Here is a 25,274-nt window from a genome sequence, read left to right on the forward strand (position 1 = left end):
GTGATCGGCATGAGATTTGTCCTGATCCCGGACTATCTGACGGACTGAGGGGTGGGGCTGATGAGTGTGATCGAGGGGCGGCACACGGCGTCGTACGACGGGGACCTCGTGGTGTTCCTGATCGGGATGCGGATCAACTCGCTGCGGGCGGTGCGGGCGTGGCGTCCGGTGGCGCGGGCGATGGGCCCGATGCTGCGGGAGCTGTCGAAGGATCCGGACAGCGGGTTGCTCGGGTACCGGCTGCTGCCGACGTGGCGCGGGATCACGCTGATCCAGTACTGGGGGTCGGTGGAGAAGCTGCAGGCGTTCGCGAGCGACGACAACCGGAACCACCGACCGGCCTGGCTCGACTACTTCCGGCAGTCGTTCAAGAGCGGTGCCGCCGGGATCTGGCACGAGACGTACGTCGTACCGGCCGGCAACACCGAGACCATCTACGGCAACATGCCGCTGATCGGGCTGGGCAAGGTCGCCGGCGTCGTACCGGTCAGCCAGCGTGGGGACACGGCGGCCGAGCGGCTGCACCGCTCGACGGAGGATTGATCGTCGCGGCTGTCGACATCCCGTAACCTACGGTAGCGTAACTTACGGTGCCGTAGGGTGGGTCGGAATCCCCGAGGAAGGAGATTCCGGTGCCCGACAAGCTGGTGACGAATCTGCTGCACGAACTGGAGCCCGTCGTCGAGCAGAATCTCGAGCGACACCTGGCCATCACCAAGGACTGGAATCCGCACGACTACGTGCCGTGGAGCGAGGGCCGCGACTTCGCCTTCCTGGGTGGTGAGGACTGGTCGCCGGAGCAGTCCCGGCTGGACCCGGTCGCCAAGGTCGCGATGATCACCAACCTGCTGACCGAGGACAACCTGCCCTCGTATCACCGGGAGATCGCGACCCAGTTCGGCCTCGACGGCCCCTGGGGCACCTGGGTCGGCCGGTGGACCGCCGAGGAGGGCAGGCACGGGATCGCGCTGCGCGACTACCTCGTGGTCACCCGCGGGGTGGACCCGGTCGAGCTCGAGAACGCCCGGATGGCGCACATGACCGCCGGTCACGTCGTCGAGAAGAACATGCTCGAGGCGGTCGCGTACGTCAGCTTCCAGGAGCTCGCCACCCGTGTCTCGCACCGCAACACCGGTAAGGCCACCGGCTGCCCGATCGCCGACCAACTGCTGGCCCGGATCGCGACCGACGAGAACCTGCACATGATCTTCTACCGGAACCTGGTCTCCGCGGCCTTCGAGACCGCGCCGAACGAGACCATGCGAGCGGTCACCAACGAGGTGAAGGACTTCTCGATGCCGGGCGCCACGATGGAGGGGTTCGCCCGCAACTCCGTGACGATCGCCAAGGCCGGCATCTACGACCTGCGCCTGCACCACGACGAGGTGGTCGCTCCGATCTTGCGGAAGTGGAAGGTCTTCGACCGCGAGGACCTCTCCGGCGACGGCGCCAAGGCACGCGACGAACTCGCCGAGTTCATGACCGCCCTCGACGCGCAGGCCACCCGCTTCGTCGAGCAACGCGACCGCCTCCGAGCCCGCCAGGCCGCCCGCACGAGTGCCTGACGCCGTCAGCCCAGTACTCGGGCGGAGGCGTGGGTTGACCTAGGCTGCGAGCGTGCGGTTCATCCGGGATCTGGCGACGCTGCTGAAGCGTGGGGATTTCCGGCGGTTGTTCGCGGTGCGGTTGACGTCGCAGTTCGGCGACGGGGTGTTCCAGGTCGCGTTGGCGTCGTACGTGCTGTTCTCGCCGGAGCGGGCACCGGATGCGGCGGCGATCGCGGGGCTGTTCGCGGTCGCGTTGCTGCCGTACTCGATCCTCGGGCCGTTCACCGGCGTACTGCTGGACCGGTGGTCGCGGCGGCAGATCCTGTTCGGGGCCAACCTCACCCGGGCCGCCCTCGTCATCGGGGTCGGCGTGATCGTTGCGATCGGCAACGCGGGAGTTCCGTTCTACCTCGCCGTACTGCTGACACTCGGGGTCAACCGGTTCCTGCTGTCCGGGCTGTCCGCCGGCCTGCCGCACGTGGTCGACCGGGACGAGCTGGTGATGGCGAACGCGGTCACCCCGACCTCGGGTACGGCGTCCTTCCTCGTCGGCGGCGGTATCGGTGCCGGGCTCAAGCTGATCGCCGACTCCGACCTCGCCGTCCTCGGGCTGACCGTCCTCGTCTACACCGCGGCGGCCCTGCTCGCCCTCAGACTCGGGCGCAACCAGCTCGGCCCGGATCTCAACGGTGACGAGCCCGGTTTCGTCGAGGCAATCCGAACCATCGCAACGGGCCTGATCGATGGCTGTCGGCACCTGAAGGAGCGCAAGCAGGCCGCGCTCGGACTCGCCGCGATCGGCTCGCTGCGGTTCTTCTTCGGCCTCCTCACGGTCTCGATGATCCTGCTCTACCGCAACTACTTCTACGGCCCCGACCGCCTCGACGAAGCCTTCGGCGCACTCGCCGTCGCGACCGGTGCGGTCGGAGCCGGTCTGTTCCTCGCCGCGCTGGTCACCCCGTGGGCGACCCGGGTGATGGCGTTGCGGCAGTGGATCACGCTGCTGTTCTTCGCCGCCGCGGTTGTGACCGCGATACCCGGCGGGCTCTACACCCAGCCCGCGATGATCGTCACCGGCTTCCTCACCGGCTTCTGCGCACAGGGCGTGAAGATCAGTGTCGACACCCTCGTCCAGACGCAGGTCGACGACGTCTACCGCGGCCGGGTGTTCTCCCTCTACGACATGATCTTCAACGTCGGGCAGGTGTCCGCGGCCGCACTCGGCGCGCTGATCCTGCCCGACGACGGCAAGTCGTACCTGGTCCTCGCCTTCATCGTCCTCGGCTTCGTCGTCACCGCGCTGGTCTACTCACGACTCAGCCGGGACGGCTCAAGGCTTGTCGTGTGATCTCCTGCAGTCCCGAGTGCCGCGCAGCACGCAGGAGGAGATCACACGACAAGCCTTATGTGCCGCGGAGCGCGGTGATGGGCTGGATGGCGGAGGCCTTCCACGCGGGGTACGTACCGGCGGCCAGGCCGATGAACGCACCCAGCAGGGGTGACCCGAACGCGAGCCGGTTGTCCAGGATCGGTGTCCAGTCCCGCATCCACGACACCCCCACGGTGAGCAGTACGCCGACCGCCGTACCGAGCAAGCCACCGAGGAATCCGACGATCACGCTCTCCACCAGGAACTGCACGGCCACGTGTCTTCGGGCAGCGCCCAGGGCTCGACGCAGACCGATCTCGGAGATGCGTTCGAGCACCGACAGCAGGGTGACGTTCGCGATACCCAGACCGCCCACGAGCAACGCGACCGCCCCGAGCAGCAGGAACAACGCGTTCAGGTCGGATTCGACGCCCTTGCGTACGGCGCCCTGCTTCGGCGGAGCGTCGACGGCCAGCGTGCTCGGGTCGTTCGGCTGGATCGCGACCGGTGCCTGACCGGCGATCAGTTGGGCCGCGCCGACCTGGGTCCGGATCTCGACCGCGTCCGGCGATTCCAGGTCGTACGCCGTCTTGGCCGCACCGTTCGGCATGATCACGGCGTCGTTCAGTTCGGCCCGGCCGGTGACGGAGTCGAGGATGCCGATCACCGTGTACGGCTCGTCACCGATGAACACCGCGGGCTGTGAGTCGACCCGGTTGATGCCGAGCCGCTCGGCCGCATGTTTGCCGAGGACAACCACCTTGTCAGCACGCTGGTCGTGCCCGGCGTCGAAGAACCGGCCGGTCGAGAGAACAGCACGGACGGCTTCCCACAGCCCGGCCGAGCCGGCCATCACCTGTAGGGCATGACCGTTCCGCTGCCCGTCGAGACCCACCACACTGCGCACGAGATCGTCGCCGACGTCGAGAGCACTCACGGTGCCGGCAGCTTCCACACCGTTGAGGCGCTCGACCCGCTCCGGCGCATCCCACGGCAACTGAGTGGCTGCCTCGCCTTCCTGACCGCCCTTCTCCTCGGGCTGTACGACGACCCGCGTCGCGGCGGCCAGGTCGAACCGCTGCGTGATCTGCCCGGACGCGGTCTGCCCGAGTCCTACTGTTCCTACCAGGGCGGCGATCCCGAGCACCGTCCCGAGTGTCGTGAGGATCAATCGGGTAGGCCTGGCGGCCACACCCGCCAACGCCTCGTCCAGGAGATCCCGCACCGCGGGTCTGGATCTGAGGCGCCGACGGGTGCGGCGCGAGGTGGACGGCCCGCCGGCGGGATCCGGGAGGCCTGCTTCGGGGGTCACCACTGGAGGGTTCCGTCGACGATGCGGACCTGGCGCTGGGCCCGGCTGCTGACGTGGGCGTCGTGGGTGATGACGGCCAGCGTCATCCCCTCGTGGTGCAACTCGTCGAACACTTCGAGGATCGCCTCCGCGTTGGCGCTGTCCAGGTTGCCGGTCGGTTCGTCCGCGAGCAGCAGGCTCGGCTCCGCGACCAGCGCCCGGGCGATCGCGACCCGCTGCCGCTCACCGCCGGACAGCGTGGTCGGCGCGAAGTCCGTCCGGTGCGCGAGCCCGACCCGCTCCAGAGCCACCCTGGCCCGGGCCAACCGCTCGCGCCGGGGCACCCCGACGTACACCATCGAGAGCGCGACGTTCTCCAGTACGGTCCGGTGGTCGAGTAGGTGGAACGACTGGAACACGAACCCGATCCGCTCACCCCGCAGTACGGCGCGACGCCGCTCCCGCAGGCTCATCGTGTCGACGCCGTCCAGCCGGTAGACACCGCCGGTCGGGTTGTCCAGCAGCCCGAGCAGATGCAGCAGCGTCGACTTCCCCGATCCGGACGGCCCGACGATCGACAGGTACTCCCCTTGCCCGATGGTCAGGTCGACCTCGCGGATCGCCTGCACCTCGGGCGGTCCCGGGAAGAACCGCCGTACGCCGATCATCTCCACCACCGGCGCCGGGATGGCTACTGCGGTCGCGGTCATCGTCCGACCACCACTTGGTCGCCCTCGGACAGCTTGGTGTCGCCGCTCGGCGTGACCTGCGCATAACCGTCGGCCGACAGCCCGACCGTCACCGGGATGAGCTCGACCTTCCCGTCCCGCAGCACCTCGATCCGCGACCCGCCGTCCGGTCCGGACGACAGCGCGGCCACCGGTACGGCGAGCACCTTCCCGGCGGTGCTCTTGACCGGGATCGTCACCCGGACATTCGCATCGCGGAACAGCGCCAGTTGCTTCGCCGTCAGCGTGTTCGGCGCGACCACGACGTCGTACTGGTCGCCGTTCTTCGTGACCCGGCGGACCTTGCCGGCCACCGCCGTACCTTCGCCGAGGTCGAGGCTCGCGGCCATCCCGGCCTTCAGCCGCTCGGCGGTCGCGGCGTCGACCTTGACCGTGACGACGAGCGAGGCGCCGCTGGCCGACATGACCACGCCGTTCACCGTGCCGCCGCGCTCGACCTTCACGTCGTCGACCCGGCGCGGCAGCGTCTTGACGTAGACGATCTCCGATACCGGCAGCGGCGTACCGGCCTTGAACTCGGCCTCGTTCAGGGCCTCCTGCGCGTCGGCCAGGTTCTCCTCCGCGTCGTCGACGGCGCCCTGCTGGACGGAGGTGTCCTTTGCCTTCGCGGCCTTGGCCTGCTTCAGCTGGGCCTGCGCCTGCCGAAGCGCGTTCTTCATCTGGTCGACGCTCTTCTCCGCCCCGTCGACGGCCTGAGTGAGCTGCTTGTCCGGCTCGGGAGCCTCGTACCCCGCCTCCTCGTAGAGCCGCTCGACCGCTTGCGATGTGTCCGTGTCGTACTCGTCGTCGACGTCGCCCGGGTCCAGGCCGAGCCGGTCCAGCGTCTGCTCGAGTTGGAGCACGTCCGGGCCTCTGCTCCCCGGCGAAAGCGTCCGGTACATCGGGAGTACGCCGGCCAGGCCGATGACCGGGCGGCCGGTGATCTCCAGCAGCGCCTTGCCCTCGGTGATGGTCGACCCGACAGTCGGGACCTTCCCGGTCACGATCGCCGGTGTGGTCAGCCCGCTGGTCTCGACCCGGATGTTCACCGCGCCGTCGAACGAGGCGTCGCCCCGGCCGACGACCTTGCTGGACAGTGCCTTCTTCTCCACCGGCACGGTGATCTGGGACGCCTTCGGGGCCGCGGTCTTGGCGGCCGCGTCCTCCGGGGAGGTGATCCGGCTGCCGGCGGCGACACCCACCCCGAGCGAGACCGTCGCCACCGCGGACACCCCGACCAGCACCCGGCGGCGGGACTTGGGCGAAGCGGTCACCGGTTCGCCATTCCGTCGCGGTACGCCTCGAGCTCGGCCTTGTGCTGCTCGACGAACTCCTTCTCCTGCTCGTACTGCACCGTCTTGTACGCCTCGTCGTACACCTTGGCCCGGCACTTCTGGTCGGCCACGGCGAGGTCGATCTCGAACTTGCGCAGCTCGGCGAGCTTGGTCGCGTCCACCTTGTCGAAGGACGGCGGGCCCATCACGGTCTTGCCCGGGGTGCTGCCGCCGGGCTTGTTGCCGGTCAGCTCGTCGAGTTTCTGGCTGACCTTCTGCCGCGGCTCGTCGACCTTCTTGTAGCCGGACTGACCGGCCTCGGCCAGGCAGTCGGCCCAGGCGGTGGTCGCGTCGACCACGCGCTGGTCGTCCTCGATCCGCTTCGCGAGCGCCTGGATGTCCTTGAACAGGCTGTCGTATTTCTTGAACTCGGCCTCGCGGTCCTGGCCCTTGCCGTAGACCTCCTCGGCCGCCTTGCCCCGGCAGCCGAGGTCCATCTTGCCGCTGTCGGCCGGGCCCTCACCCTCCTTCGGGGCGATCACGATGTTGCCGTTGCCGGTCGCGTTCGGCCCGTTCAGGGCCTTGTCGTACGCCTTCTGCGCGGTCGGCGAGAGCGCGTTGCGGATCTTGGTGTTCGGGTTGTTGTCGTCGTCGGCACCGGCCTTGGACCAGTCGATGGTGCTGACGCCGTAGCCGTACTGCTCGGCGAACTTGTCCGGCGGCAGGTTGAACGCGTCGTCGAACTTGCCCTTCGGCTGGGACTCCGGCGGGACCGGCACGTACTCGAACCCGGCCGCCTTCATACAGGCGGCGGTGGCGTCCTCGACCTTGCGCTGCTTGGCCAGCTCCTCCTCGGACGACCCGGCCCCACCGCCGGCCCGGACCGCCATCCGCATCCCGCCGCCGGCCGAGCTGACGAAACCCTCACCCATGTACTCCGCGAGCGGGCTCTTGTCACTTTTCTGATCACCGGTCGCCGCACCCGGGTCATTGGAGTTTCCACACCCGGCCAATGCCAGGACCGCCACCAGGGCGAGTGCTTTCCGTGAGGTTCTCATGGCTGTGGAGCGTGCCGCCCGGGCCATGAAGAACCTGTGAAGGAGCGATATGCACCCGGTGCTCTCAGCCGATCTTCATCGGATTCTCATGATGTTCGGTCACATTGAGGTAGCGCCCCGAGCCGGGTGATCGTCGAGTGCTGGAGGTGTCCAGGTGAGTGCATCGCAAGGCGGAAGAGCTGACTCGATGTGGTTGTATTGTGTCTGCTCTTCCAACGCAGCGAGGCGCTTGCCTGGGCGCCTCCAGTGCCGACGATCACCCGGCTCGGGGCGCTAGATGCCAGCCCGGATCCTCGTCGCCGAAGACGATCTGAAGCAGGCGGAGCTGATCCGGCGGTATCTCGAGCGGGAGGGGCATCTCACCGTCGTGGTGCACGACGGTCGCGCCGCGATCGACGAGGCCCGCCGGCGCAGCCCCGACCTGCTGGTACTCGACGTGATGATGCCCAAGGTCGACGGCCTGGACGTCTGCCGGGTGCTCCGGGCCGATGGCGACGTACCGATCATCATGCTGACCGCCCGCTCCACCGAGGACGACCTGCTGCTCGGCCTCGACTTGGGCGCGGACGACTACCTGACCAAGCCGTACAACCCGCGCGAGCTGGTGGCCCGGGTCCGGACCGTACTGCGGCGCACCCGGAGCCGGTCCGAGGGCGAGGTGTACCGGGTCGGCGAACTGGAGATCGACCCGGTCCGGCACGAGGTCCGGCTGGCCGACCGCCTGGTCGAGGTGACCCCGGCCGAGTTCAAGATCCTGGCCTGCCTGGCGGCCTCACCCGGGCGGGCCTTCTCCCGGCAGCAGTTGCTCGAGCACGCGTTCGGCTTCGACCACTACGTGTTCGACCGGACCATCGACGTCCACGTGATGAATCTCCGGAAGAAGATCGAGCCGTCCGCGGGCACCCCGGCGTACCTGAAGACCGTGTACGGCGTGGGCTACAAGCTGGCCGACAAGGTGGTGACGTCCGATGCGTCGTAGCGTGCTGGTCCGGTTCCTCGGGCTGTCCCTCGCGGTGGCCCTCGGTGCGGTGATCGCGACCGCGGTGATCGCGACGTACAGCACCTCGGAGCAGTTGCAAGGTGAGATCGACGCGAACACGGGCCAATTGCAGGTGGACGGCCGGATCTACTCGGAGCTGTCGAAGTACGCCGCCGATCACTCGACCTGGTCGGGTGTGGACAAGCTCGTCCACGACCTGTCCGACGAACTCGGCCGGCGGATCGCCCTGACCGATCCCGACGGCACCGTGATCGCGGACTCGGCCCGGATGCTCGGCGCCGGGCCGGCGCTCCCATCGGTGCCGGCGGCAACGGTCGACGCACGCAGCCAGGGCATGACGAAGTTTTCCGGAGCGGTGAGCGTGTTCACCGCCCGCAAGACCGCTCTGGCAGGCAGCGCGAACGAGGTGGTCAGCGCCGCTGCCATGCCGGGGCTCTATCCGGGCTACCCGGGCTGGGGACTCACCGACGCGGAGCGACAGGAGCGCGACCGGCTCGCCGAGCAGGCCGCAGGGTGCTACCGCGCCGAGGGGAAGGCCGCAACCGTGTCCACGGTGTCCGGCGCTGGCGGTGCCGACCTGCCGGTGGTGATGGTGGAGAACGGCCAGACCGCTGACGGTGCGAGCATGATGCAGATCTCCAAACCGGGGGCGCGCGACGACAAGTGCATGCCGCCTGGTCTCAACGCTCCGAGCGCGAAGGCCAAACTGGTGAACGACGACGAGATCCGTCGCGCGACCGGCTGTCTCGACGCCGCCGGGCAGGACTACACGATCACCGAGTTCGACGGGTTGCGCGCGGTCGAGCCGAAGGACAAGGCCGAGCTCTCCGAAGCGTTCTTCACCTGCACCTCGGAGGCCCGATCGCAGGCGTTGACGCCGTACGTCGCCCCGTCGGCCAAGCTCTACCTGGGTGCGAAGAGCACGTTCAACGTGTTCTCCGGTGCGGGCCTGCTGCGGACCGCGGCGACCGCGCTCGGGGTGCTGCTGATCGCAGCGCTGGTGATGGTGTTCGCCGGGCGGCGGCTGGTCCGGCCGATCGTGGCGCTGACCGGCGCGGCCCAGCGGATGCGGAACGGCGACCATGCGGCCCGCGTACCGGTGACCGGGAAGGACGAGGTGTCCCGGCTCGGGCACGCGTTCAACGCGATGGCGGAGTCGATCCAGCGGCACGACCACCAGCGGAAGGCGATGGTGAGCGATGTCGCGCATGAGTTGCGGACCCCGCTGGCCAATATCAAGGGCTATCTGGTCGCGTCCGAGGATGGCGTCGTACCGCTGGATAGTGAGCTCGTCACCTCGCTGCTGGAGGAAACCGGACTGCTCGAGCACCTGGTGGCCGACCTGCAGGACCTGGCGCTCGCGGACGCCGGCATGCTCCGGCTCCACAAGGCTCCGCGTGACCTGTCCGAGCTCGCGCAACAGGTGGTGTCGGCGCATCGGCACGCGGCCGACACGGCCGGGGTGTCGCTGACGGCCGACGTGAAGGACGCCGCGATCGCACCCGTCGACAGCGCCCGGATCCGCCAGGCCCTCGGCAACCTGGTCTCGAACGCCATCCGCTTCACCCCGTCCGACGGGCACGTCGTGGTCGGCGTACGACGAGGTGCCGACGGCTACAACCTCACCGTCACCGACAACGGCACCGGCATCGCCGACGAGCACCTCCCTCACCTCTTCGACCGCTTCTACCGCGCCGAACAGTCCCGGAGCCGTACGACGGGTGGCAGCGGACTGGGCCTGGCGATCACCAAGCATCTGGCCGAAGCCCACGGCGGTCGCATCACGGTGACCAGCCGCCTCGGCTCCGGCTCTACCTTCACGATCTGGATCCCGGCTGGTTAACTCAGGGTCGTGGCTAAGGCTCGGGTCGCGGACGTGCATGAGGTGGCGTCGGGGATGCCGCACGTCACCGTCTGGCAGAAGGACGGCAGCGGGCGTCCGGTCTACCAGGTCGGCGGGAAGTCGTTCGTGTTCTTCCGGACCGCACGACCGGACGCGTTCGACCCGGACACCGGTGAGCGGTACGACGACGTGATCGTGATCTGGGTCGAGTCCGAGGAGGAGAAACTGGCCCTGGTGTCGGACGAGTCGAACCCGTTCTTCTCCACCCCACACTTCGACGGCCACCCCTCCGTCCTCGTCCGCGGTAGCCAGATCGGTCGCCTGACCAAGCAGGAGCTCACCGAAGTCATCCAGGACGCCTGGCTCTGCCGAGCGTCCAAGCGACGCGCCACGACCTGGCTCGAAGAACACCGGCTTAAGCGTTAGCGGCCCGTCGTATAGAACTCTGCGAGTCGTTGGACGGCCTCTACCTTTGTCATGGCTCGCACCTCGGCTTCCGGGATGTGTGCCTCGGCAACGAGTGCTCGGACCACTCCCGCCGGGATCGTCTCGGCGGGAGCGTTTGGTCCCTGTCGATCCGGGAGAATCTTGTCTTCGACGCAGGCCCAGAACTCTCCGGCGGTCACGGCGAGCTGGTCACGGAGGATATGTGACCAGATGGACGGGCCGTAGTCGGTGCGATCGACCGGATGGCTGATCCTCGTGTACAGAATGCGTCCGTCTGGCAGCGCGAACTCGTAGTTGACGTGGTGGGTTCCTCGCTTACCCGTCGCGCGTTTGCGTTCGGTCCAGCCTTCGGTGACGCAGAATCTCTGATGGTCCGTCCGGGTGGCTGGACGGCGTTGTTCGCTCACCACGCGCGTCAGGCAAGCAGCCAGTCGCGCAGTTGCTGGTCTGAGGAGAGGGCGACGATCTGTACCAGACCCCAGTTCTCGGCGTGGTTGGGCGCTAGACGCAGGTGGTCGGCCCACTCCTCCGCGTAGTCGCGGAGCGCGTCGATCATCTCCTCTACGGCCTCGTCGAGCGTGGCCCCGTCAGCAGCGACAGGGAGTCCCGGGATGAAGAGCGACCAGCCGTCGTTCTCGGCGACCGCCTCAGCGCCGGAGGGGCGGACACGGGCGAGGAAATGAACCAGCCGGTCTGCGTCAACGGCCGCAACACGGCGCGCGTCCCGGGTGACCGTGGCCGGGCGACCGTCGTCGGCAGCATCAAGGATGTCCTTGAAATGCTCACGCGCCTCGCGCGCGCTGCGGTACTCGACCTGCGAGCTCATGACCTTCTCCATCTCTCTGCTGTGTACACAGCGTACACGGCAGAGGCATCTCCACCAAGCAGGAACCGATCGAAGTGATCCAGGACGCCTGGCTCTCCCGAGCCAACCGCCGCGCGACCACCTGGATGAACGAGCATCGCTTGAGCTGACTGCGCTCCGCGCTAGGTTGCGTCATCCCAGTCCATCCGCACAGATCACGGTCTCCCCCGAACGCGGTCTGCGCGCCGCCGAAGGCGGCCAGAAGGTCAGCCGTCGCGAAGCGGCGTCCTTTCTCGATCCATCGTCTTAGCTGGGGCGAGGGCGCGAGCGGTGTCCAGCAGGTCGGTACCGGTCGGCAGCGTCGCGATGATGGGAGTGTCCAGGCCGTTGGCGACGTACCGGTTGATGTGCTCGCGGCATTCCGCCGGGGTGCCGTGGACGACGAGGTCGTCGATGACCTCGACGGGTACGGCGGCCATCGCGGCATTGCGGTCGCCGGCGGCCCACGCCTCGCGCATCTCCTTCATCGCGGCACCACGACCCAGCCAGTCGTGGAAGGCGGCGTACCCGGGGACGGTCAGGTAGGTGGCGATCAGGAAGCGGCCGATGTTGCGGGCCATCTCGGCGTCCTCGGTGACACAGACGAAGATCCGCGCGGCCAGCTCCTTGTCCGGCCCGAGCTCGGCCCGCACCTGCCGTACGTCGTCCGCGGACAGCCAGTTGGTGATCGCGCCGTCCGCCTCCCGCGCCGCCAGCTTCAGCATCTGGGGTCGGAGCGCGGCCAGCATGATCGACGGCGGTACGTCCGGTGCCTTCTCCAGCCGGAACCGCCGGATGGTGAAGCTGTCGAACTCCCCGTCCACCTTCTCCCCGGCGAACGCCAGGCGGAGAAATCTGAGTACGTCGCGGGTCCGGGCCAACGGCGGGTCGTACGCGATCCCGTTCCACCCGGTCACGATCGTCTCCGACGACGCCCCGATCCCGAGCACGAACCGCCCCGGCGCGAGATCCGCCAGCGCCGCGGCACTCATCGCCAGCGCGGCCGGCCCCCGCGTGTGCACCGGTACGACGGCCGTCCCGAGCCGCAACCGGTCGTCCCACTCGGACGCGAGCACCAACGGAGTGAAGGCATCCGCCCCGGCCACCTCGGCCGACCACAGATCCGTGTAGCCCAGCAGCGACAGGTCGGCGATCAACGACCGGTGGTCCCGCAGCGGCACCCCGGTCAGTGGAACAGTCAGGCCCCAGCGCATCAGATCATCCTCTTCAGCAGCGGCAGTGGTGCGTACCGCATCACCCGGGCGAGAGGGATCCACGGCCACGGTGGAACATACGCCGTCGCCTTCTCGGCCTCGATCGCGGCCACCATCGCGCGGACGCCGGGAACGGTGTCGACGATCAGCGGGGTGTTCGCGACGTGTTCGTTCATCTCGGACCGGATGTAGCCGGGGAAGATCGTGCTGACCTTGATCGGCTTGTTCAGCAGCTCCAGCCGGAGGCCCTCGGCCAACGACGCCAGCCCGGCCTTGGTCGCGGCGTACGTCGTCACCGTCTTCGGCAGCCCGCGCAGCGCGGAGACGGACGAGATGAAGACGAGGTGGCCGGCGTTCCGGGCCCGGAACAGCTCCAGCGCGGCCTCGGCCTGTGCGAGCGCACCGACGAAGTTCGTCATCGCGGTCTGCAGATTCGCGTCGAACCGGCCGGTGCCGAGCGGCGCACCCTTGCCGAGGCCGGCGTTCACGATGATCCGGTCCAGAGTCAGCTCGGCGTCGGCCTTGCGGAAGACCTCGAAGACCTGCTCGTGATCGTTCACGTCGAGCCGGTGGACAACCACGGTCAGGTCCGGATGCCGCTCAGTCAGTTCCTCTCGGAGCGCCTGCAACTTGTCCTCGCGCCGAGCGGTCAGCACCAGGTTGTGGCCCTTCGCGGCGAACTGCCGGGCCATCTCCGCACCCAGCCCGGAACTCGCGCCGGTGATCAGGATGTTGCGTCGCATCACTGTCCCTATCTGTAGGAAAGCAATTCGGTGCCGTCGAGGTGTGCGTGCTCGTTGTAGCTGACCATGGTCAGACCGCTGCGACCGGACACGACCTTCGTGATCGCAGTGTTGATCGTGACCGGGTTCAGCCGCGACCACAGGCCGTCGCCACCGGACAGCAGCCGGCTCACCACCGCCGCGATCGGTCCGCCCGAAGTGAACACCACGGCCGTCTCGCCCTTGCCGAGTCGCCCTGCCGTACGTCGTACCGCTGCCTCGGACCGGTCGCAGAAAGCGGTGAAGCTCTCGGTGTACCCGTCGCCGCCGAGCGTCCAGCGTTCGGTGGCTGCCGTGAACATCTGCTGGAAGGCTCGCCCGGGATGACCGGTCCGGGCGAGGTCGGCCAACATGACCGCGCGGCGCCGATAGGCGGGTTTGTGCGCCACGATGATCTCTTCGTGATCGAACTCGTCGAAGCCCTTGTCGACCTCAGGCGTGAACCCGGAGAGTGCTGCCGTCTGAGCGTGCCGCCGCATCGATCCAGACACCACCAGCTCCGGCGTCACCCCGCGCGCGACCAGCGCCTTGCCCAGCACAGCCGCCTGCTGCTCACCTGTCGGTGAGAGCCGGTCGTAGTCACTCTTGCCGAACGACGCCTGCGCGTGCCGGATCAGGTAGATGGTCGGCATTCAGCCCCTCATGATCCGGCGACAGCGCCGCTCGAGCAGGTTGACCGGGACCCAGAACCCCTTGAACCGCGGGTTCCGGGTCTGCTTGTGGTGGTAGCGGTAATAGATCTGCTGCGCGATCACGGCCAGTCGGAAGAGACCGAACACCTCGTAGAAGGCCCAGCTCTCCGGTTTCAGTCCGGACCGCTCGGCGTAGTACTGCACGATCTCGTCGCGCGTGATCATGCCCGGTGCGTCCGACGGCTGCAGCCGGAAGCGGCGGAAGGCCCAGTCGTCGTCGGCCTGCACCCAGTAGGCGAGGGCGCCGCCGAGGTCCATCAGCGGATCGCCGAGGGTCGCCAGCTCCCAGTCGAGTACGCCGACCACCTCGAGCGGATCATCCGGCGCGAGTACGACGTTGTCGAGGCGGAAGTCGTTGTGGATGACGCAGGTCCGGACGTCCTTGGGCTGGTTGGCGGCGAGCCAGGCCATCACGCGCTCGTAGCTCGGCACGTTCCACGTCTTGGCCTTGCGGTAGCGGTCGCTCCAGCCGGTGACCTGGCGTTCGACGTAGCCTTCGCCGCGGCCGAGGTCGGTCAGGCCGGCCTGCGCCGCATCGACCTGGTGGAGGTCGACGAGAGTGTCGATCAGCGTGAAGCACAGCTGCCGGGTCTGCTCGGGGGTGAGGTCGACACCGAGTTCGGAGTGGCCCGGGATGGAGCCGACGATCCGCTCCATCACGTAGAACTCGGAGCCGATCAGCCCGGTGTCATTGCAGTGGGCAACCATCTCGGGCACGTACGGGAAGACCGGTTTCAGGCTCGCCTGGATCCGGTACTCGCGGGACATGTCGTGGGCGCCCTTGGCCTTCGTCCCGGCCGGCGGGCGACGCAGGATCAGGTCATGGCCGTCGTACCGCAGTAGATAGGTCAGGTTGGACGCGCCGCCGGAGAACTGCTTGACCTCCGGCAACCCGGCCGGCAGTTCGGTCCGCTGCCTGAGCCAGCTGTCCACCACCGGCACGTCGAAGGCGTCCTCCTCGCGGACCGCACGCGCGCCATCACCCATTGCCGGACTCGGCACGCTCCCGTGCCCGGGCGGCGATCTTGCGCATCTGCCGGTCGTACAGCGGACGGGCGAACCGCTTGGTCCGCCACGCCATCAGGGCCGGCCGGTCCGGGATGATCAGGAACTGCTTCTTCTTGATCCCCGCGATCACCCCGGCCGCGACGTCCTCGGCCGAGCGCGGCGACTTCTCGATCAACTGCCGCGCGGTCGCACCCATCTGGGTGTCGTCGCCCTGGATCGAGTCGCCGAGATTGGTCCGGAAGAACGACGGGCACAGCACCGAGACCGTCACGTCGTACGGATGAAGCTCGTGCGACAGCGTCTCCGAGAGCGCGACGACACCGGCCTTGACCGTGTTGTACGAACTCATCATCGGCGGATGCACGAGCCCGGCCGCGGAGGCGGTGTTGACGAGGTGGCCGGACCGCTGCCGCTTGAACACCGGCGTGAACGCACGGCAACCGCGGACCACACCCATCAGGTTGATGTCGACGACGCGGTCCCACTCTTCCAGCGACTCGACGTCGATCCGGCCGCCGGTCGCGACCCCGGCGTTGTTGATCAGGATGTCGAGCCCGCCCCAGTTCTGCTCACACCACTCGACCGCCTTCGCCCAGTCCTCCGGGCTGCGCACGTCGAGTTTCAGGTACGACGCCCCATCGTCGGGACCGTCCACCGACACATCGGTGCTGAGCACCTGGTGGCCTTCGGCAACGAACTGGGCGACCAGCGCGGCGCCTAGTCCGCTGGCACCACCGGTGACGAGTACACGGCTCACTTGGCCTCCTGATACTGAGCCAGGTATGGAGCCAACTCCAGCTTGGCAATCACTCCACGGTGCACCTCGTCAGGCCCGTCCGCCAGCCGCAGCGCCCGCGCACTCGTCCACGCCGCAGCCAGCGGGAAGTCGTCCGACAGTCCGCCGCCGCCGTGCAACTGGATCGCCATGTCGATCACGTCCTGCGCCATCCGCGGTACGGCGACCTTGATCTGGCTCACCTCGCTCAACGCACCGGCCAGCCCCTTCGTGTCCAGCAGGTACGCCGTCTGCAGCACCAGCAACCGGGCCTGGTTGATCGCGATCCTGGCGTCCGCGATCCGCTCGCGGTTGCCGCCGAGGTTCACCAGCGGCTTGCCGAACGCGGTCCGGCTGGCGCCACGCTGGAGCGCGAGCTCGAGCGACTTCTCGGCCAGCCCGATCAGCCGCATGCAGTGGTGTACCCGCCCCGGACCCAGCCGGCCCTGCGCGATCTCGAAGGCGCGCCCCAGTCCGACCAGGATGTTGCTCGCCGGCACGCGGACGTCGGTGAACGACACCTCGCCGTGGCCGTGCGGCTCGTCGTACCGGTGCATCGCGGGGAGCAGGCGCTCCACCTTCACGCCGGGGGTGTCGCGCGGGACGAGCACCATCGTGTGGCGCGCGTACCGATGCGCATCGGGGTCGGTGCGGCCCATGAAGATCAGCAACTCGCAGTCGGGGTGACCGATGCCGGTGCTCCACCACTTGCGGCCGTTGATCACGACGTCGTCGCCGTCGAGGATCGCGGTCGCGGCCATGTTGGTCGCGTCCGACGAGGCGACGTCCGGCTCGGTCATGCAGAACGCGGACCGGATGGCGCCGTCGAGCAGCGGTTCCAGCCACTGCTTCTTCTGCTCGGGAGTGCCGTACCGGAGCAGAACCTCCATGTTGCCGGTGTCCGGCGCGTTGCAGTTGAACACGTACGGCGCGAGGAACGAGCGGCCGGTGAGTTCGGCGATCGGGGCGTAGTCCAGGTTCGACAGGCCGTCGCCGTACTGCTCGTTGCCCGGCTCGGCCAACGGGAGGAAGAGGTTCCACAGACCTTGTGCGCGCGCTTTCGCCTGCAGGTCCTTGACCATCGGCTGTGGCTGCCACGGGTCGGCGGCGGTCCGGGTCGCGGCGTGCAGCTCCGCCTCGACCGGCTCGATCTCGGTCCGGATGAACTCCCCGACCCGGCCGATGAGCTCATTCGCGCGGCCCGAATGTTCGAACTCCATCAGACTCCCCTCGGTTGCCTTGACCGTAGCGCAGCGGCTAAGCAATGCTCAATAGCGTGAGTCAGCAGCGTTGGACGGCGGATGATCGCCGCAAACAACTGGTCCGGATCGGCCTGATGATGCTGCGGACCCAGCCGATCCACGAACTGTCGATCGACGCGGTCGCCGGTCAGGCCGGGATCTCGCGCGGCCTGCTGTTCCACTACTTCCCGAGCAAGCGGGACTACTACGTCGCGGTCATCTCGGCCGCCGGGCGCCGGCTGCTGCGAGTCACCAAGCCGGACGAATCACTGGCACCGCCGGAGCAGCTGCGGCAGATGCTGCTGTCCTTCGTCGCGTTCATCACCCGGCGGCGGGCTGCCTACATCTCCTTCGTCCGCGGCGCGGCCGGCGGCGACGACTACGTGGTCAAGGTGTACGCCGAAACCCGCGCCGGCCTGGCCACCCGCGTGCTGAACCTCATCGGCTCCCCCGACGTCGTCGACCAGCCGGCGTCCCTCGAGCGGTTGACGGTCCACGCGTGGCTCGCGTACATCGAAGACCTCGCCATCGAATGGTCCGGCCTGCCGGAGAAAGACCGCCCCACCACCGACGAGGAACTGGTCGACCACGCCATCGCCGCCCTAGAAGCCCTCCGCAAGCTCTAACCCCCTCTGACGGGTCAGCCCACCAGACGGGGGCGGGCGGTGGAGGCGCGGACTACTAGTTCGGTGGCGAGCTCGACGTGGAGGGCTTCTAGGTCGTGGCGGTCCAGGAGGCGGATGAGCAGGCTGACTGCCATCCGGCCCATCTCCTGGAGGGGCTGGCGGACTGTGGTGAGTTGCGGGGTGGTGGCGCGGCTGAGGTCGATGTCGTCGAAGCCTGCTATCGACAAATCGCCAGGGACGGAGAGGCCGCGATCCGCGGCTGCCTGCATGGCGCCGAGGGCGGTCTTGTCGTTGAAGGCGACCAACGCGGTCGGGCGCTGGTCGAGCAATTCGGCGGCGGCTCCGTAACCGTGCGCGGTGGTCGGCTCGACGTGGCGGACCAGTGTGGGATCCGGGAGGATGCCGACGTCTGCGAGTGCGGCCGAGTGGCCGCTCAACCTGGCACCGGCGGCGAGCCATTCGCGCGGGCCCGCGATGACGCCGATGCGGGTGTGGCCGAGTGAGGTGAGATGCGCGGTCACCTGCCGGGCGCCGGAGTGATGCGCCGCCGAGACTGAAGCGACGTCACGCGGCAGCGTGGTCCGGGGATCGACCACCACGAACGGGAACCGCCGTGCGCTCAGCCGGACCACCTCCTCGGCCGGCTCCGGCGGCAGGATCAGGATCGCGCCGCCGACACCACGTTGGGCCGGCAACCGCGACAGCACCTGCTCTGTCTGCGTCGCCTCGCCCGCGTTCAGGATGACCTGCCGCCCGTGCCGGTCCAGCGTCTCCGCGATCGAGGAGACGATCAGGCCGAAGTAGTCGGTCAGCACGTACGGGCACCGGACATAGACGGCACCGTCGACGGGTTTCGCCGTACCTCCGCGTGGACTCGGCGCCCGCAACCCGAGCTCCTCGACCGCCTGCTCGACCAGCCGCCGCGTCTCCGGCGCCACACTCCCCTGCTGGTTGAGCACTCGTGAAACGGTCGCGATCGACACCCCGGTCGCCGCCGCCACGTCGCGGACCGTGGCCCGATCCCGGCTAGGCATTTGTTACATCGCTCTGTTTCACGCTCAGCACTCTAGACCACCGCTCCCACGCCTTGACAGAGCCTGAGCAGAAGCGTTTCCTGAGGCCGTTTGTTGCAGTGTGTTTCATCGGGGGCTGACCTGAGGAGTGCGATGAGAACACAGGCAATAGGAGCGGCTCTGGCGCTGGCCGTGGGCTCGGTGACCGTTCCCGCCGCCGAGGCCCATCAATCGAATGCACAGTCCCCGGCCCAAGCCACCCAGGCCCGGGTGTGGGTGACGACGCCCGACCGGGCCGAGCTGCTGCACGAGCGGGCGCCGGTCAGCTTCCAGCCGGGAGCGAGTGACCGTACGACGATCACGGTCGACCCGCGGACGTCGTACCAGAGTGTCGACGGCTTCGGCGCCTCGATCACCGACTCGTCCGCGAACGTGCTCTACCGACTCAGCCCGGCAGACCGGGAGAAGACAGTGCGGTCGCTGTTCGATCCGCAGCAGGGCATCGGGGTCAGCTTCCTGCGCCAACCGGTCGGCTCGTCCGACTTCACCGCCGAGGCCGAGCACTACACGTACGACGACGTACCGGCCGGGCAGACCGACTTCGGGCTGAAGCACTTCAGCATCGCGCACGACCAGCAGCAGATCCTCCCGCTGCTTCGGCGCGCCAAGCAGCTCAACCCGGCGCTGAAGGTGATGGCGACACCGTGGAGTCCGCCGGCCTGGATGAAGACCGGTGACTCACTGGTCGGCGGCCGACTCAAGGACGATCCGGCCGTGTACGACGCCTACGCGCGCTACCTGGTGAAGTTCGTGCAGGCGTACACCAAGGCCGGCGTGCCGATCGACTTCCTCTCGATCCAGAACGAGCCGCAGAACCGCAAGCCGAGCGCCTACCCGGGCACAGACATGCCGGTCCGCCAGGCGGCCGCGGTGATCGAGCGTCTCGGCCCGCTGCTGCGGATGGCGAGCCCGCGGACCAAGATCCTCGGCTACGACCACAACTGGACCACGCACCCGGGCGACATCGCCTCCACCCCGCCCGGCGAGGATCCGGAGACCGACTACCCGTACAAACTGCTCGACTCATCAGCCGCGCGCTGGATCGCGGGTACGGCGTACCACTGCTACTCCGGCGACGCGTCGGCGCAGACCGCGTTGCACAAGGCGTTTCCGACGAAGGGCATCTGGTTCACCGAGTGCTCCGGCTCGCACGGGCCGGACGACACCCCGCCGCAGATCTTCCGCGGCACCCTCACCTGGCACGCCCGCAACCTGATGATCGGCACCACCCGCAACTGGGCGAAGTCGGTGGTGAACTGGAACATCGCGCTCGACTCGACCGGCGGCCCGCACCTCGGCGGCTGCGACACCTGCACCGGCCTGGTCACGCTGCAGCCGGACGGAACGGTCAGCACCGACGCCGAGTACTACACGATCGGCCACCTGTCGAAGTTCGTGAAAACCGGCGCGGTCCGGATCGGGAGTACGTCGTACGGCACAACCGGGTGGAACGGGCAGCTGATGTCCGTTGCCTTCCGCAACACCGATGGCTCGACGGCGCTCGTCGTACACAACGAGAACGACGATCCGCGATCGTTCGCGGTCGCGGTCGGCGACAAGCACTTCGAGTACGAGTTGCCGGGTGGTGCGATCGCGACCTTCACTTGGGGAGGACTGTCGGCGCACGTGCCGCAGCCCGTCTCGTTGGAGGGTGCGACGGCGACGGCATCGGTGAACGGTGCGGAGGCCGGCCTGGCGATCGATGCCGACGGCTCGACGGTCTGGCAGAGCAAGCAGGCGCAGGCGCCCGGTCAGTGGTTGCAGGTGGACCTCGGGTCGGCCCGTCACTTCCGCGACCTTGCCCTGGACAGTGGCGGTCAGATCGGCGACTACGCCGCGACCTGGCAAGTTGCCACGAGCAACGATGGCATGCACTGGTCGACGCCGGTGACCGGGTCGTCCACCGGCCAAGTCACGACCGTGGAGCTCGGTCAGACCAAGGCGAGATACCTGCGGGTGACGGCGACGGCGACCAGCGACCACTGGTGGAGCCTCGCCGATCTGCGGTTGTACCGGTGACTCAGCCGACCTCGATCCGGGAGCTGCCGCGAGCCGTCCGGGCCTCGTAGCTGGTGGTCACCGGGGCGTCGGGGCGGAGCTTGTCCACCGCGCGGTAGGACAGCTTCGCCTCGTCGCCGGTCACCTCGAGGACGCCGTACCCGTGCTGCCTCATGTCGATCAGCTTCAGATGCGGGTTGTACTGCAACCGCTTCTGCTCTTCGGCGCGAGCGCCGGCCGTCCCCTTGAGGTCGCCGGTGTTGGTGGAGGAGACGGACGGTACGACGAACTCCACGCCGGACCGCTTGGTGCCGGCCGGGTTGCCGGGGCTGCCCGGAGCGAAGCCGGTGTTCCACAGTTCGCCGGCGAAGGTGTCGTGGTCGTCACCGGTGACGACGACCAGGTCGGAGACCCGGTCGGCCGCGAGTGACAGCAGTTCGGTCCGCTCGGCGCCGTACCCGTCCCAGGTGTCCATGAAGGCGCGCTCACCGGCGGCTCCGGTGATCATGCCCATCATCATGTTCGGGTTGGCGAGCACCTTCCAGCGGGCGCCCGAGCCGCGCAGGCCGTTGTCCAGCCAGGTCTTCTGCGCCGGGCCGAGCATGCTCCGGCCGGGTACGTCAGCGGCCTCGCAGACGATGCTGCCGCCGTCGTCGCACGGCTGGTCGTCCTTGTACTGCCGGTTGTCGATGGCAAACAACTCGACGGTCCGGCCGAGCCGGAGTGACCGGTAGGTCCGGGTCATGTCACCGGCGTACCGCGGGACCGGCATCCGCTCGAACCAGGTGTGCCACGCGGCACTGCGCTTCTCCTTGAAGAACAGTTCGGGCAGCGTCCAGTTGTCCTTGCTGTAGTTGTTGCGGAACTCGTGGTCGTCCCACAGCGGCAGGAACGCGTGCTGTGCGTGCATCGCCCGGAGGTCGGCGTCGCTGCGGAAGAGCTCAGCGCGACCAGGTGGTTGCGGTGGGTTGCCTCACGGTCATCCCGCTCGCCGGAGAGATCTGCGAAACAGGAGCGTCATGCCAGATTGCTACCGTCTCGACGCATGACGGCGGAGCTGATCGAAGGAATGGAACTGCGGACGGTGCCGAGCACGGACCCTGACGTCCTGGCACTGGCGTCGGCACAGCAGGCCGAACTCGCCGCGATGTACGGCGACGACCAGCCGCTGGTCGCACTACATCCCGACATCGCGTTCATCCTGCTCACCCTCAACGGCACCCCGGTCGGCTGCGTCGGCCTGCAGCCGGTCTCCCCGGGCCTCGGCGAGATCAAGCGCATGTACGTCGACCCGTCCTCCCGCGGCTGGGGTCTGTCCCGCATCCTCCTGAACGCGGTCGAGTCCCAGGCCCGCACCACCGGCCTGACCCGCCTCCGCCTGGAAACCGGCACCCGCCAGGTAGAAGCCATAGCCCTCTACACCAACCACGGCTACCTCCCGACCCCGCCGTACCCGCCCTTCGAGAACGAAGCAGCCTCCCTCTGCTACGCCAAGGACCTCTGACCGCCGAGTTGTATAAGTACGTTTCTAATAAGTGTGCTTATACAACTTGCGTGCGGTGTCAGGCTTTCGGGAGGTCGAGGACGAGGGCGTCGCCGGACGGGTGGAAGCCCAGTTTGGTGAGGTAGGGCGTGGAGTCGCGCATGCGGGGTGGGGCGAGCACTTGGTGGAAGCCGTGGCCGGTGAAGACGTCGCTGCGGCGGTAGACGAACTCGCCGGGGGTGAAGTCGCGGTACTTGGGCAGGACGTAGTCGAGATCGATCTGGGCCCGGCCGTCGCCGGCGTCGTGGGCGAGGACGACACCGACGGTCCGGTCACCGTGCTGGACCAGGAAGGCGTACGGGCTGTCGTTCGCGGCGAAGCCGGGGTTGAAGCGGCTGATGTCCTTCTGATGTGACGCGAGCACGTGGCCGAGGTACGCGTCGTCGCCGTTGACCTCGAGGACCTCGTACTCGGCCTGGTCGTGCCGGTGCCGGAGCAGCCGCCAGAGATGGGCCACGTTGATGACGCCGAGGACGGCGTTCATCCCGACCATCGGCCAGACCTCGATCGCGAGGTTGAAGCCGACCAGGATCACGCAACCGACCAGGTTCAGCACGCGCAGTCGCAGGATGCGGGTCTGCAGCAGTGACAGCACGACCAGCGCGGAGCCGCCCCACCCGATGATGCTCAAGACGTCCACAGCGCGAGGGTAGACCAGAACGCCGGGTGGACTGATCACGTCGGAGACTAGGACTGTGATCGAGTCGCTGCTGCTGAACGGCGTACCCCTGCGGACCGTCGACCCCGGGTTGCTGAGAGCAACGAGCTACGGGCACTTCACGTCGATGCAGGTCCGCGACGGCCGGGTGGACGGTCTCGACCTGCATTTCGACCGGCTCGACCGCAGCTCCCGGGAGGTGTTCGGCCAAGGAGTCTCCGCCGACCGAGTCCGTGCCTACCTGCGCGCTGCCCTCGAGACCGCCGGCTCCGGCGATCTCTCGATCCGCGTCAACGCGTTCGCCTCCGACGACGCCGAGCCCAACCTGCTCATCCGCGTCGGCCCACCGATCGATCCCGGCGTACGACCTCTGAACCTGCTCGCCTTCCAGCACGAGCGGGCCGTCCCGCACCTCAAACACACCGGCACCTTCGACCTCGTGTACTACGGCCGGCGGGCCGAACTCGAGGGGTACGACGACGCCCTCTTCCACACCGCCACCGGCGAGATCTCCGAGGCCTCCATCTGGAACATCTGGTTCGCCCGCGGCACCAGCGTCGTCTTCCCGTCCGCCCCGGTCCTCCCGGGCATCCGGCAACAAACCCTCCAGCGCGGTCTCGACACGTACACGACGACCGTCGTCACGCTCACCGACCTGCCGACGTACGACGCCGCCTACCTGACCAACTCCATCGACCCGGCGCTTCCGGTCCGCGCGATCACGACCGGCAACGGCACCACGACGTACGACGAGCATCCGCCGTCAGCCGACGTGATCGGCAAGGCCTACAAAGACGTGCCGGCGCAGGAGATCTAGGCGCGCTCGGACCACCAGCGGAGGAGTTCCGCGCGGGCCTCGTCCTCGCCCAGCGGGCCCCGGTCGAGCCGGAGCTCCATCAGGAACTTGTAGGCCTGGCCGACCTCGCGGCCCGGCGGGATGCCGAGGATCTGCATGATCTGGTTGCCGTCCAGATCGGGGCGGAGGGCATCGAGTTCCTCTTGTTCCTTGAGCCGCTCGATCCGGGCCTCGAGGTCGTCGTACGCGGCCCGGAGCGCATCGGCCTTGCGCTTGTTCCGGGTGGTGCAGTCGGCCCGGGTCAGGACGTGCAGTCGTTCGAGCTGATCGCCGGCGTCGCGGACATAGCGCCGTACGGCGGAATCGGTCCACTCGCCGGTGCCGTAGCCGTGGAAGCGCAGATGCAGTTCGACCAGCTTGCCGACCTGCTCGATCTGCTCGTTGCTGAACCGCAGTGCCTTCATCCGCTTCCGGGCCAGCTTCGCGCCGACCACGTCGTGGTGGTGGAACGTCACCTTGCCGGCGCCCTCGAAGCGGCGGGTCTTCGGCTTGCCGATGTCGTGGATCAGCGCGGCGAACCGGGAGATGAAGTCCGGCGTGGGGACCGGCAAGCGGGACTCGAGGTCGATCGCCTGGTCGAGCACGGTGAGCGAGTGCTCGTACACATCCTTGTGCCGGTGGTGCTCGTCCCGCTCCAGCTGGAGCGCGGGCAGCTCGGGCAGCACGTGTTTGGCCAGGCCGGTGGACACCAGCAGGTCCAGGCCGATCCGCGGGTGGTCGGAGCAGACCAGCTTGATCAGCTCGTCGCGGACCCGCTCGGCCGACACGATCGTGATCCGCTCGGCCATCGCGGTCATCGCCGCCACCACCGCGGGATCCGGGGTGAACCCGAGCTGCGCGGCGAACCTTGCCGCCCGCATCATCCGCAGCGGGTCGTCGGAGAACGAGTCCTCCGGCCTGCCCGGCGTACGGATCGTCTGGTGGGCGACGTCCTCGAGCCCGCCGTACGGGTCGACGAACGTCCGCGACGGCAGCCGGACCGCCATCGCGTTCATGGCGAAGTCGCGCCGGGACAGATCGCCCTCGAGGCTGTCGCCGTACGAGACCTCCGGTTTGCGTGAGGTGGGATCGTAGGACTCCGACCTGTACGTCGTGATCTCCAGAACCCAGTCGCCCTTGCGACAACCGATCGTTCCGAAGGCTTTTCCGATGTCCCAGATGTGGTTGGCCCAGCCCTGCAGTAACCGCTCGACTACGTCGGGGTGCGCGGAGGTGGCGAAGTCCAGGTCCTTGCTCCCCCGGCCGAGGAGAATGTCCCGGACGGGACCCCCGACCAGGGCGATCTCGTGCCCGGCGTCGGCGAACCGGGCACCGAGCTCGTCGACCACCGGTGCGATCTGCAGCAATGTCTGGACCGCCCGCCGCTGGACGGCGGACAACGATCCGGCGGAGGCTGACTGGTCGGCG

25 protein-coding genes and 1 pseudogene are annotated in these 25,274 nt (G+C 68.2%); 10 read left to right on the top strand and 16 right to left on the bottom strand.

Going from position 1 to position 25,274, the window contains the following annotated elements; genetic code table 11:
• Positions 1-60: 60 nt before the first annotated feature.
• From EV652_RS24185 to EV652_RS24195, 3 genes are all read left to right on the top strand, one after another.
• Entirely contained in the window at positions 61-543 is a 483-nt protein-coding gene (locus EV652_RS24185; protein ID WP_132211495.1) for a DUF4188 domain-containing protein, read from the top strand.
• 89 nt (positions 544-632) lie between these two features.
• Positions 633-1,565 (top strand): acyl-ACP desaturase, encoded by a 933-nt coding sequence (locus EV652_RS24190; RefSeq protein WP_132211496.1) that lies wholly within the window; start codon positions 633-635, stop codon positions 1,563-1,565.
• A 52-nt stretch (positions 1,566-1,617) separates the two neighbouring features.
• On the top strand, positions 1,618-2,895 hold the full coding sequence (locus EV652_RS24195; protein ID WP_132211497.1) for an MFS transporter: 1,278 nt from the start codon (positions 1,618-1,620) through the stop codon (positions 2,893-2,895).
• A 55-nt stretch (positions 2,896-2,950) separates the two neighbouring features.
• On the opposite strand, the gene EV652_RS24200 is transcribed toward EV652_RS24195, so the two are convergent.
• The 4 genes from EV652_RS24200 to EV652_RS24215 are packed head-to-tail and all read right to left on the bottom strand — an operon-like array spanning position 2,951 to position 7,267.
• The gene (locus EV652_RS24200) at positions 2,951-4,228 is read right to left on the bottom strand and encodes an ABC transporter permease (RefSeq protein WP_132211498.1); all 1,278 of its coding nucleotides are present in this window, start codon (positions 4,226-4,228) and stop codon (positions 2,951-2,953) included.
• A complete protein-coding gene (locus tag EV652_RS24205) occupies positions 4,225-4,917 on the bottom strand; it encodes an ABC transporter ATP-binding protein (RefSeq protein WP_132211499.1) in 693 nt (230 codons plus the stop codon). Before EV652_RS24205 ends, EV652_RS24200 begins: the two co-directional genes overlap by 4 nt.
• Entirely contained in the window at positions 4,914-6,209 is a 1,296-nt protein-coding gene (locus EV652_RS24210) for a peptidoglycan-binding protein (protein WP_132211500.1), read from the bottom strand. Before EV652_RS24210 ends, EV652_RS24205 begins: the two co-directional genes overlap by 4 nt.
• Positions 6,206-7,267: a hypothetical protein gene (locus tag EV652_RS24215; RefSeq protein ID WP_132211501.1), complete on the bottom strand. Its 1,062-nt coding sequence runs from the start codon at positions 7,265-7,267 to the stop codon at positions 6,206-6,208. The genes EV652_RS24210 and EV652_RS24215 overlap by 4 nt, the downstream gene beginning before the upstream one ends.
• Positions 7,268-7,544: 277 nt before the next feature.
• Between EV652_RS24215 and EV652_RS46040 the strand changes: the two genes are divergently transcribed.
• From EV652_RS46040 to EV652_RS24230, 3 genes are read left to right on the top strand one after another with little or no spacing between them, the layout of a single operon-like run.
• A complete protein-coding gene (locus EV652_RS46040) occupies positions 7,545-8,246 on the top strand; it encodes a response regulator transcription factor (RefSeq protein ID WP_132211502.1) in 702 nt (233 codons plus the stop codon).
• A complete protein-coding gene (locus EV652_RS24225; protein WP_132211503.1) occupies positions 8,236-10,110 on the top strand; it encodes a sensor histidine kinase in 1,875 nt (624 codons plus the stop codon). The genes EV652_RS46040 and EV652_RS24225 overlap by 11 nt, the downstream gene beginning before the upstream one ends.
• A 9-nt stretch (positions 10,111-10,119) precedes the next feature.
• A complete protein-coding gene (locus tag EV652_RS24230) occupies positions 10,120-10,536 on the top strand; it encodes an MmcQ/YjbR family DNA-binding protein (RefSeq protein WP_242001961.1) in 417 nt (138 codons plus the stop codon).
• Here the strand turns inward: EV652_RS24230 and EV652_RS24235 are convergent.
• The 8 genes from EV652_RS24235 to EV652_RS24270 all read right to left on the bottom strand — a co-directional run bounded on the left by EV652_RS24235 (position 10,533) and on the right by EV652_RS24270 (position 17,092).
• Complete coding sequence (locus tag EV652_RS24235) at positions 10,533-10,964, bottom strand: cytotoxic translational repressor of toxin-antitoxin stability system (RefSeq protein WP_132211504.1); 432 nt, start codon at positions 10,962-10,964, stop codon at positions 10,533-10,535. The two genes, EV652_RS24230 and EV652_RS24235, sit on opposite strands and share 4 nt — an antisense overlap.
• A gap of 8 nt (positions 10,965-10,972) precedes the next feature.
• A complete protein-coding gene (locus EV652_RS24240) occupies positions 10,973-11,383 on the bottom strand; it encodes a RelB antitoxin-like protein (protein WP_132211505.1) in 411 nt (136 codons plus the stop codon).
• A 245-nt stretch (positions 11,384-11,628) separates the two neighbouring features.
• Complete coding sequence (locus EV652_RS24245) at positions 11,629-12,615, bottom strand: LLM class F420-dependent oxidoreductase (protein ID WP_132211506.1); 987 nt, start codon at positions 12,613-12,615, stop codon at positions 11,629-11,631.
• Entirely contained in the window at positions 12,615-13,358 is a 744-nt protein-coding gene (locus EV652_RS24250; protein ID WP_132211507.1) for an SDR family oxidoreductase, read from the bottom strand. Before EV652_RS24250 ends, EV652_RS24245 begins: the two co-directional genes overlap by 1 nt.
• An 8-nt stretch (positions 13,359-13,366) precedes the next feature.
• Entirely contained in the window at positions 13,367-14,029 is a 663-nt protein-coding gene (locus EV652_RS24255; protein WP_132211508.1) for a histidine phosphatase family protein, read from the bottom strand.
• Positions 14,030-15,076, bottom strand: coding sequence for a phosphotransferase family protein (locus EV652_RS24260; RefSeq protein ID WP_132211509.1), 1,047 nt, complete (start codon positions 15,074-15,076; stop codon positions 14,030-14,032).
• Positions 15,069-15,854 (bottom strand): SDR family NAD(P)-dependent oxidoreductase, encoded by a 786-nt coding sequence (locus tag EV652_RS24265; RefSeq protein ID WP_132211510.1) that lies wholly within the window; start codon positions 15,852-15,854, stop codon positions 15,069-15,071. The genes EV652_RS24260 and EV652_RS24265 overlap by 8 nt, the downstream gene beginning before the upstream one ends.
• Entirely contained in the window at positions 15,851-17,092 is a 1,242-nt protein-coding gene (locus EV652_RS24270) for an acyl-CoA dehydrogenase family protein (protein ID WP_132211511.1), read from the bottom strand. Before EV652_RS24270 ends, EV652_RS24265 begins: the two co-directional genes overlap by 4 nt.
• Positions 17,093-17,148: 56 nt before the next feature.
• Here EV652_RS24270 and EV652_RS24275 point away from each other — a divergent pair, with 56 nt between their 5' ends.
• Positions 17,149-17,739, top strand: a complete 591-nt coding sequence (locus EV652_RS24275) for a TetR/AcrR family transcriptional regulator (protein WP_242001962.1) — start codon at positions 17,149-17,151, stop codon at positions 17,737-17,739.
• A 14-nt stretch (positions 17,740-17,753) separates the two neighbouring features.
• Here EV652_RS24275 and EV652_RS24280 read toward each other — a convergent pair whose 3' ends face one another.
• On the bottom strand, positions 17,754-18,773 hold the full coding sequence (locus EV652_RS24280; protein ID WP_132211512.1) for a LacI family DNA-binding transcriptional regulator: 1,020 nt from the start codon (positions 18,771-18,773) through the stop codon (positions 17,754-17,756).
• 132 nt (positions 18,774-18,905) lie between these two features.
• Between EV652_RS24280 and EV652_RS24285 the strand changes: the two genes are divergently transcribed.
• A complete protein-coding gene (locus EV652_RS24285) occupies positions 18,906-20,831 on the top strand; it encodes a discoidin domain-containing protein (RefSeq protein WP_132211513.1) in 1,926 nt (641 codons plus the stop codon).
• A gap of 1 nt (position 20,832) precedes the next feature.
• Here the strand turns inward: EV652_RS24285 and EV652_RS24290 are convergent.
• Positions 20,833-21,741, bottom strand: a pseudogene (locus EV652_RS24290) (alkaline phosphatase D family protein); the annotation flags it as partial.
• Between the two features lie 114 nt (positions 21,742-21,855).
• Here EV652_RS24290 and EV652_RS24295 point away from each other — a divergent pair.
• Positions 21,856-22,314 carry a GNAT family N-acetyltransferase gene (locus EV652_RS24295; RefSeq protein ID WP_132211514.1) on the top strand — a complete coding sequence of 153 codons (459 nt, stop codon included), beginning with the start codon at positions 21,856-21,858 and terminating at the stop codon, positions 22,312-22,314.
• Between the two features lie 58 nt (positions 22,315-22,372).
• Here the strand turns inward: EV652_RS24295 and EV652_RS24300 are convergent, their stop codons facing one another.
• On the bottom strand, positions 22,373-22,993 hold the full coding sequence (locus tag EV652_RS24300; RefSeq protein WP_132211515.1) for a hypothetical protein: 621 nt from the start codon (positions 22,991-22,993) through the stop codon (positions 22,373-22,375).
• Positions 22,994-23,048: 55 nt separating this feature from the next.
• Here EV652_RS24300 and EV652_RS24305 point away from each other — a divergent pair, with 55 nt between their 5' ends.
• The gene (locus EV652_RS24305; protein WP_158441233.1) at positions 23,049-23,828 is read left to right on the top strand and encodes an aminotransferase class IV; all 780 of its coding nucleotides are present in this window, start codon (positions 23,049-23,051) and stop codon (positions 23,826-23,828) included.
• Here the strand turns inward: EV652_RS24305 and EV652_RS24310 are convergent.
• Complete coding sequence (locus EV652_RS24310; protein ID WP_132211769.1) at positions 23,825-25,246, bottom strand: CCA tRNA nucleotidyltransferase; 1,422 nt, start codon at positions 25,244-25,246, stop codon at positions 23,825-23,827. The two genes, EV652_RS24305 and EV652_RS24310, sit on opposite strands and share 4 nt — an antisense overlap.
• Positions 25,247-25,274 lie beyond the last annotated feature (28 nt).

The organism is Kribbella steppae, from assembly GCF_004342025.1.
Classification (GTDB): Bacteria; Actinomycetota; Actinomycetes; order Propionibacteriales; family Kribbellaceae; genus Kribbella; species Kribbella steppae.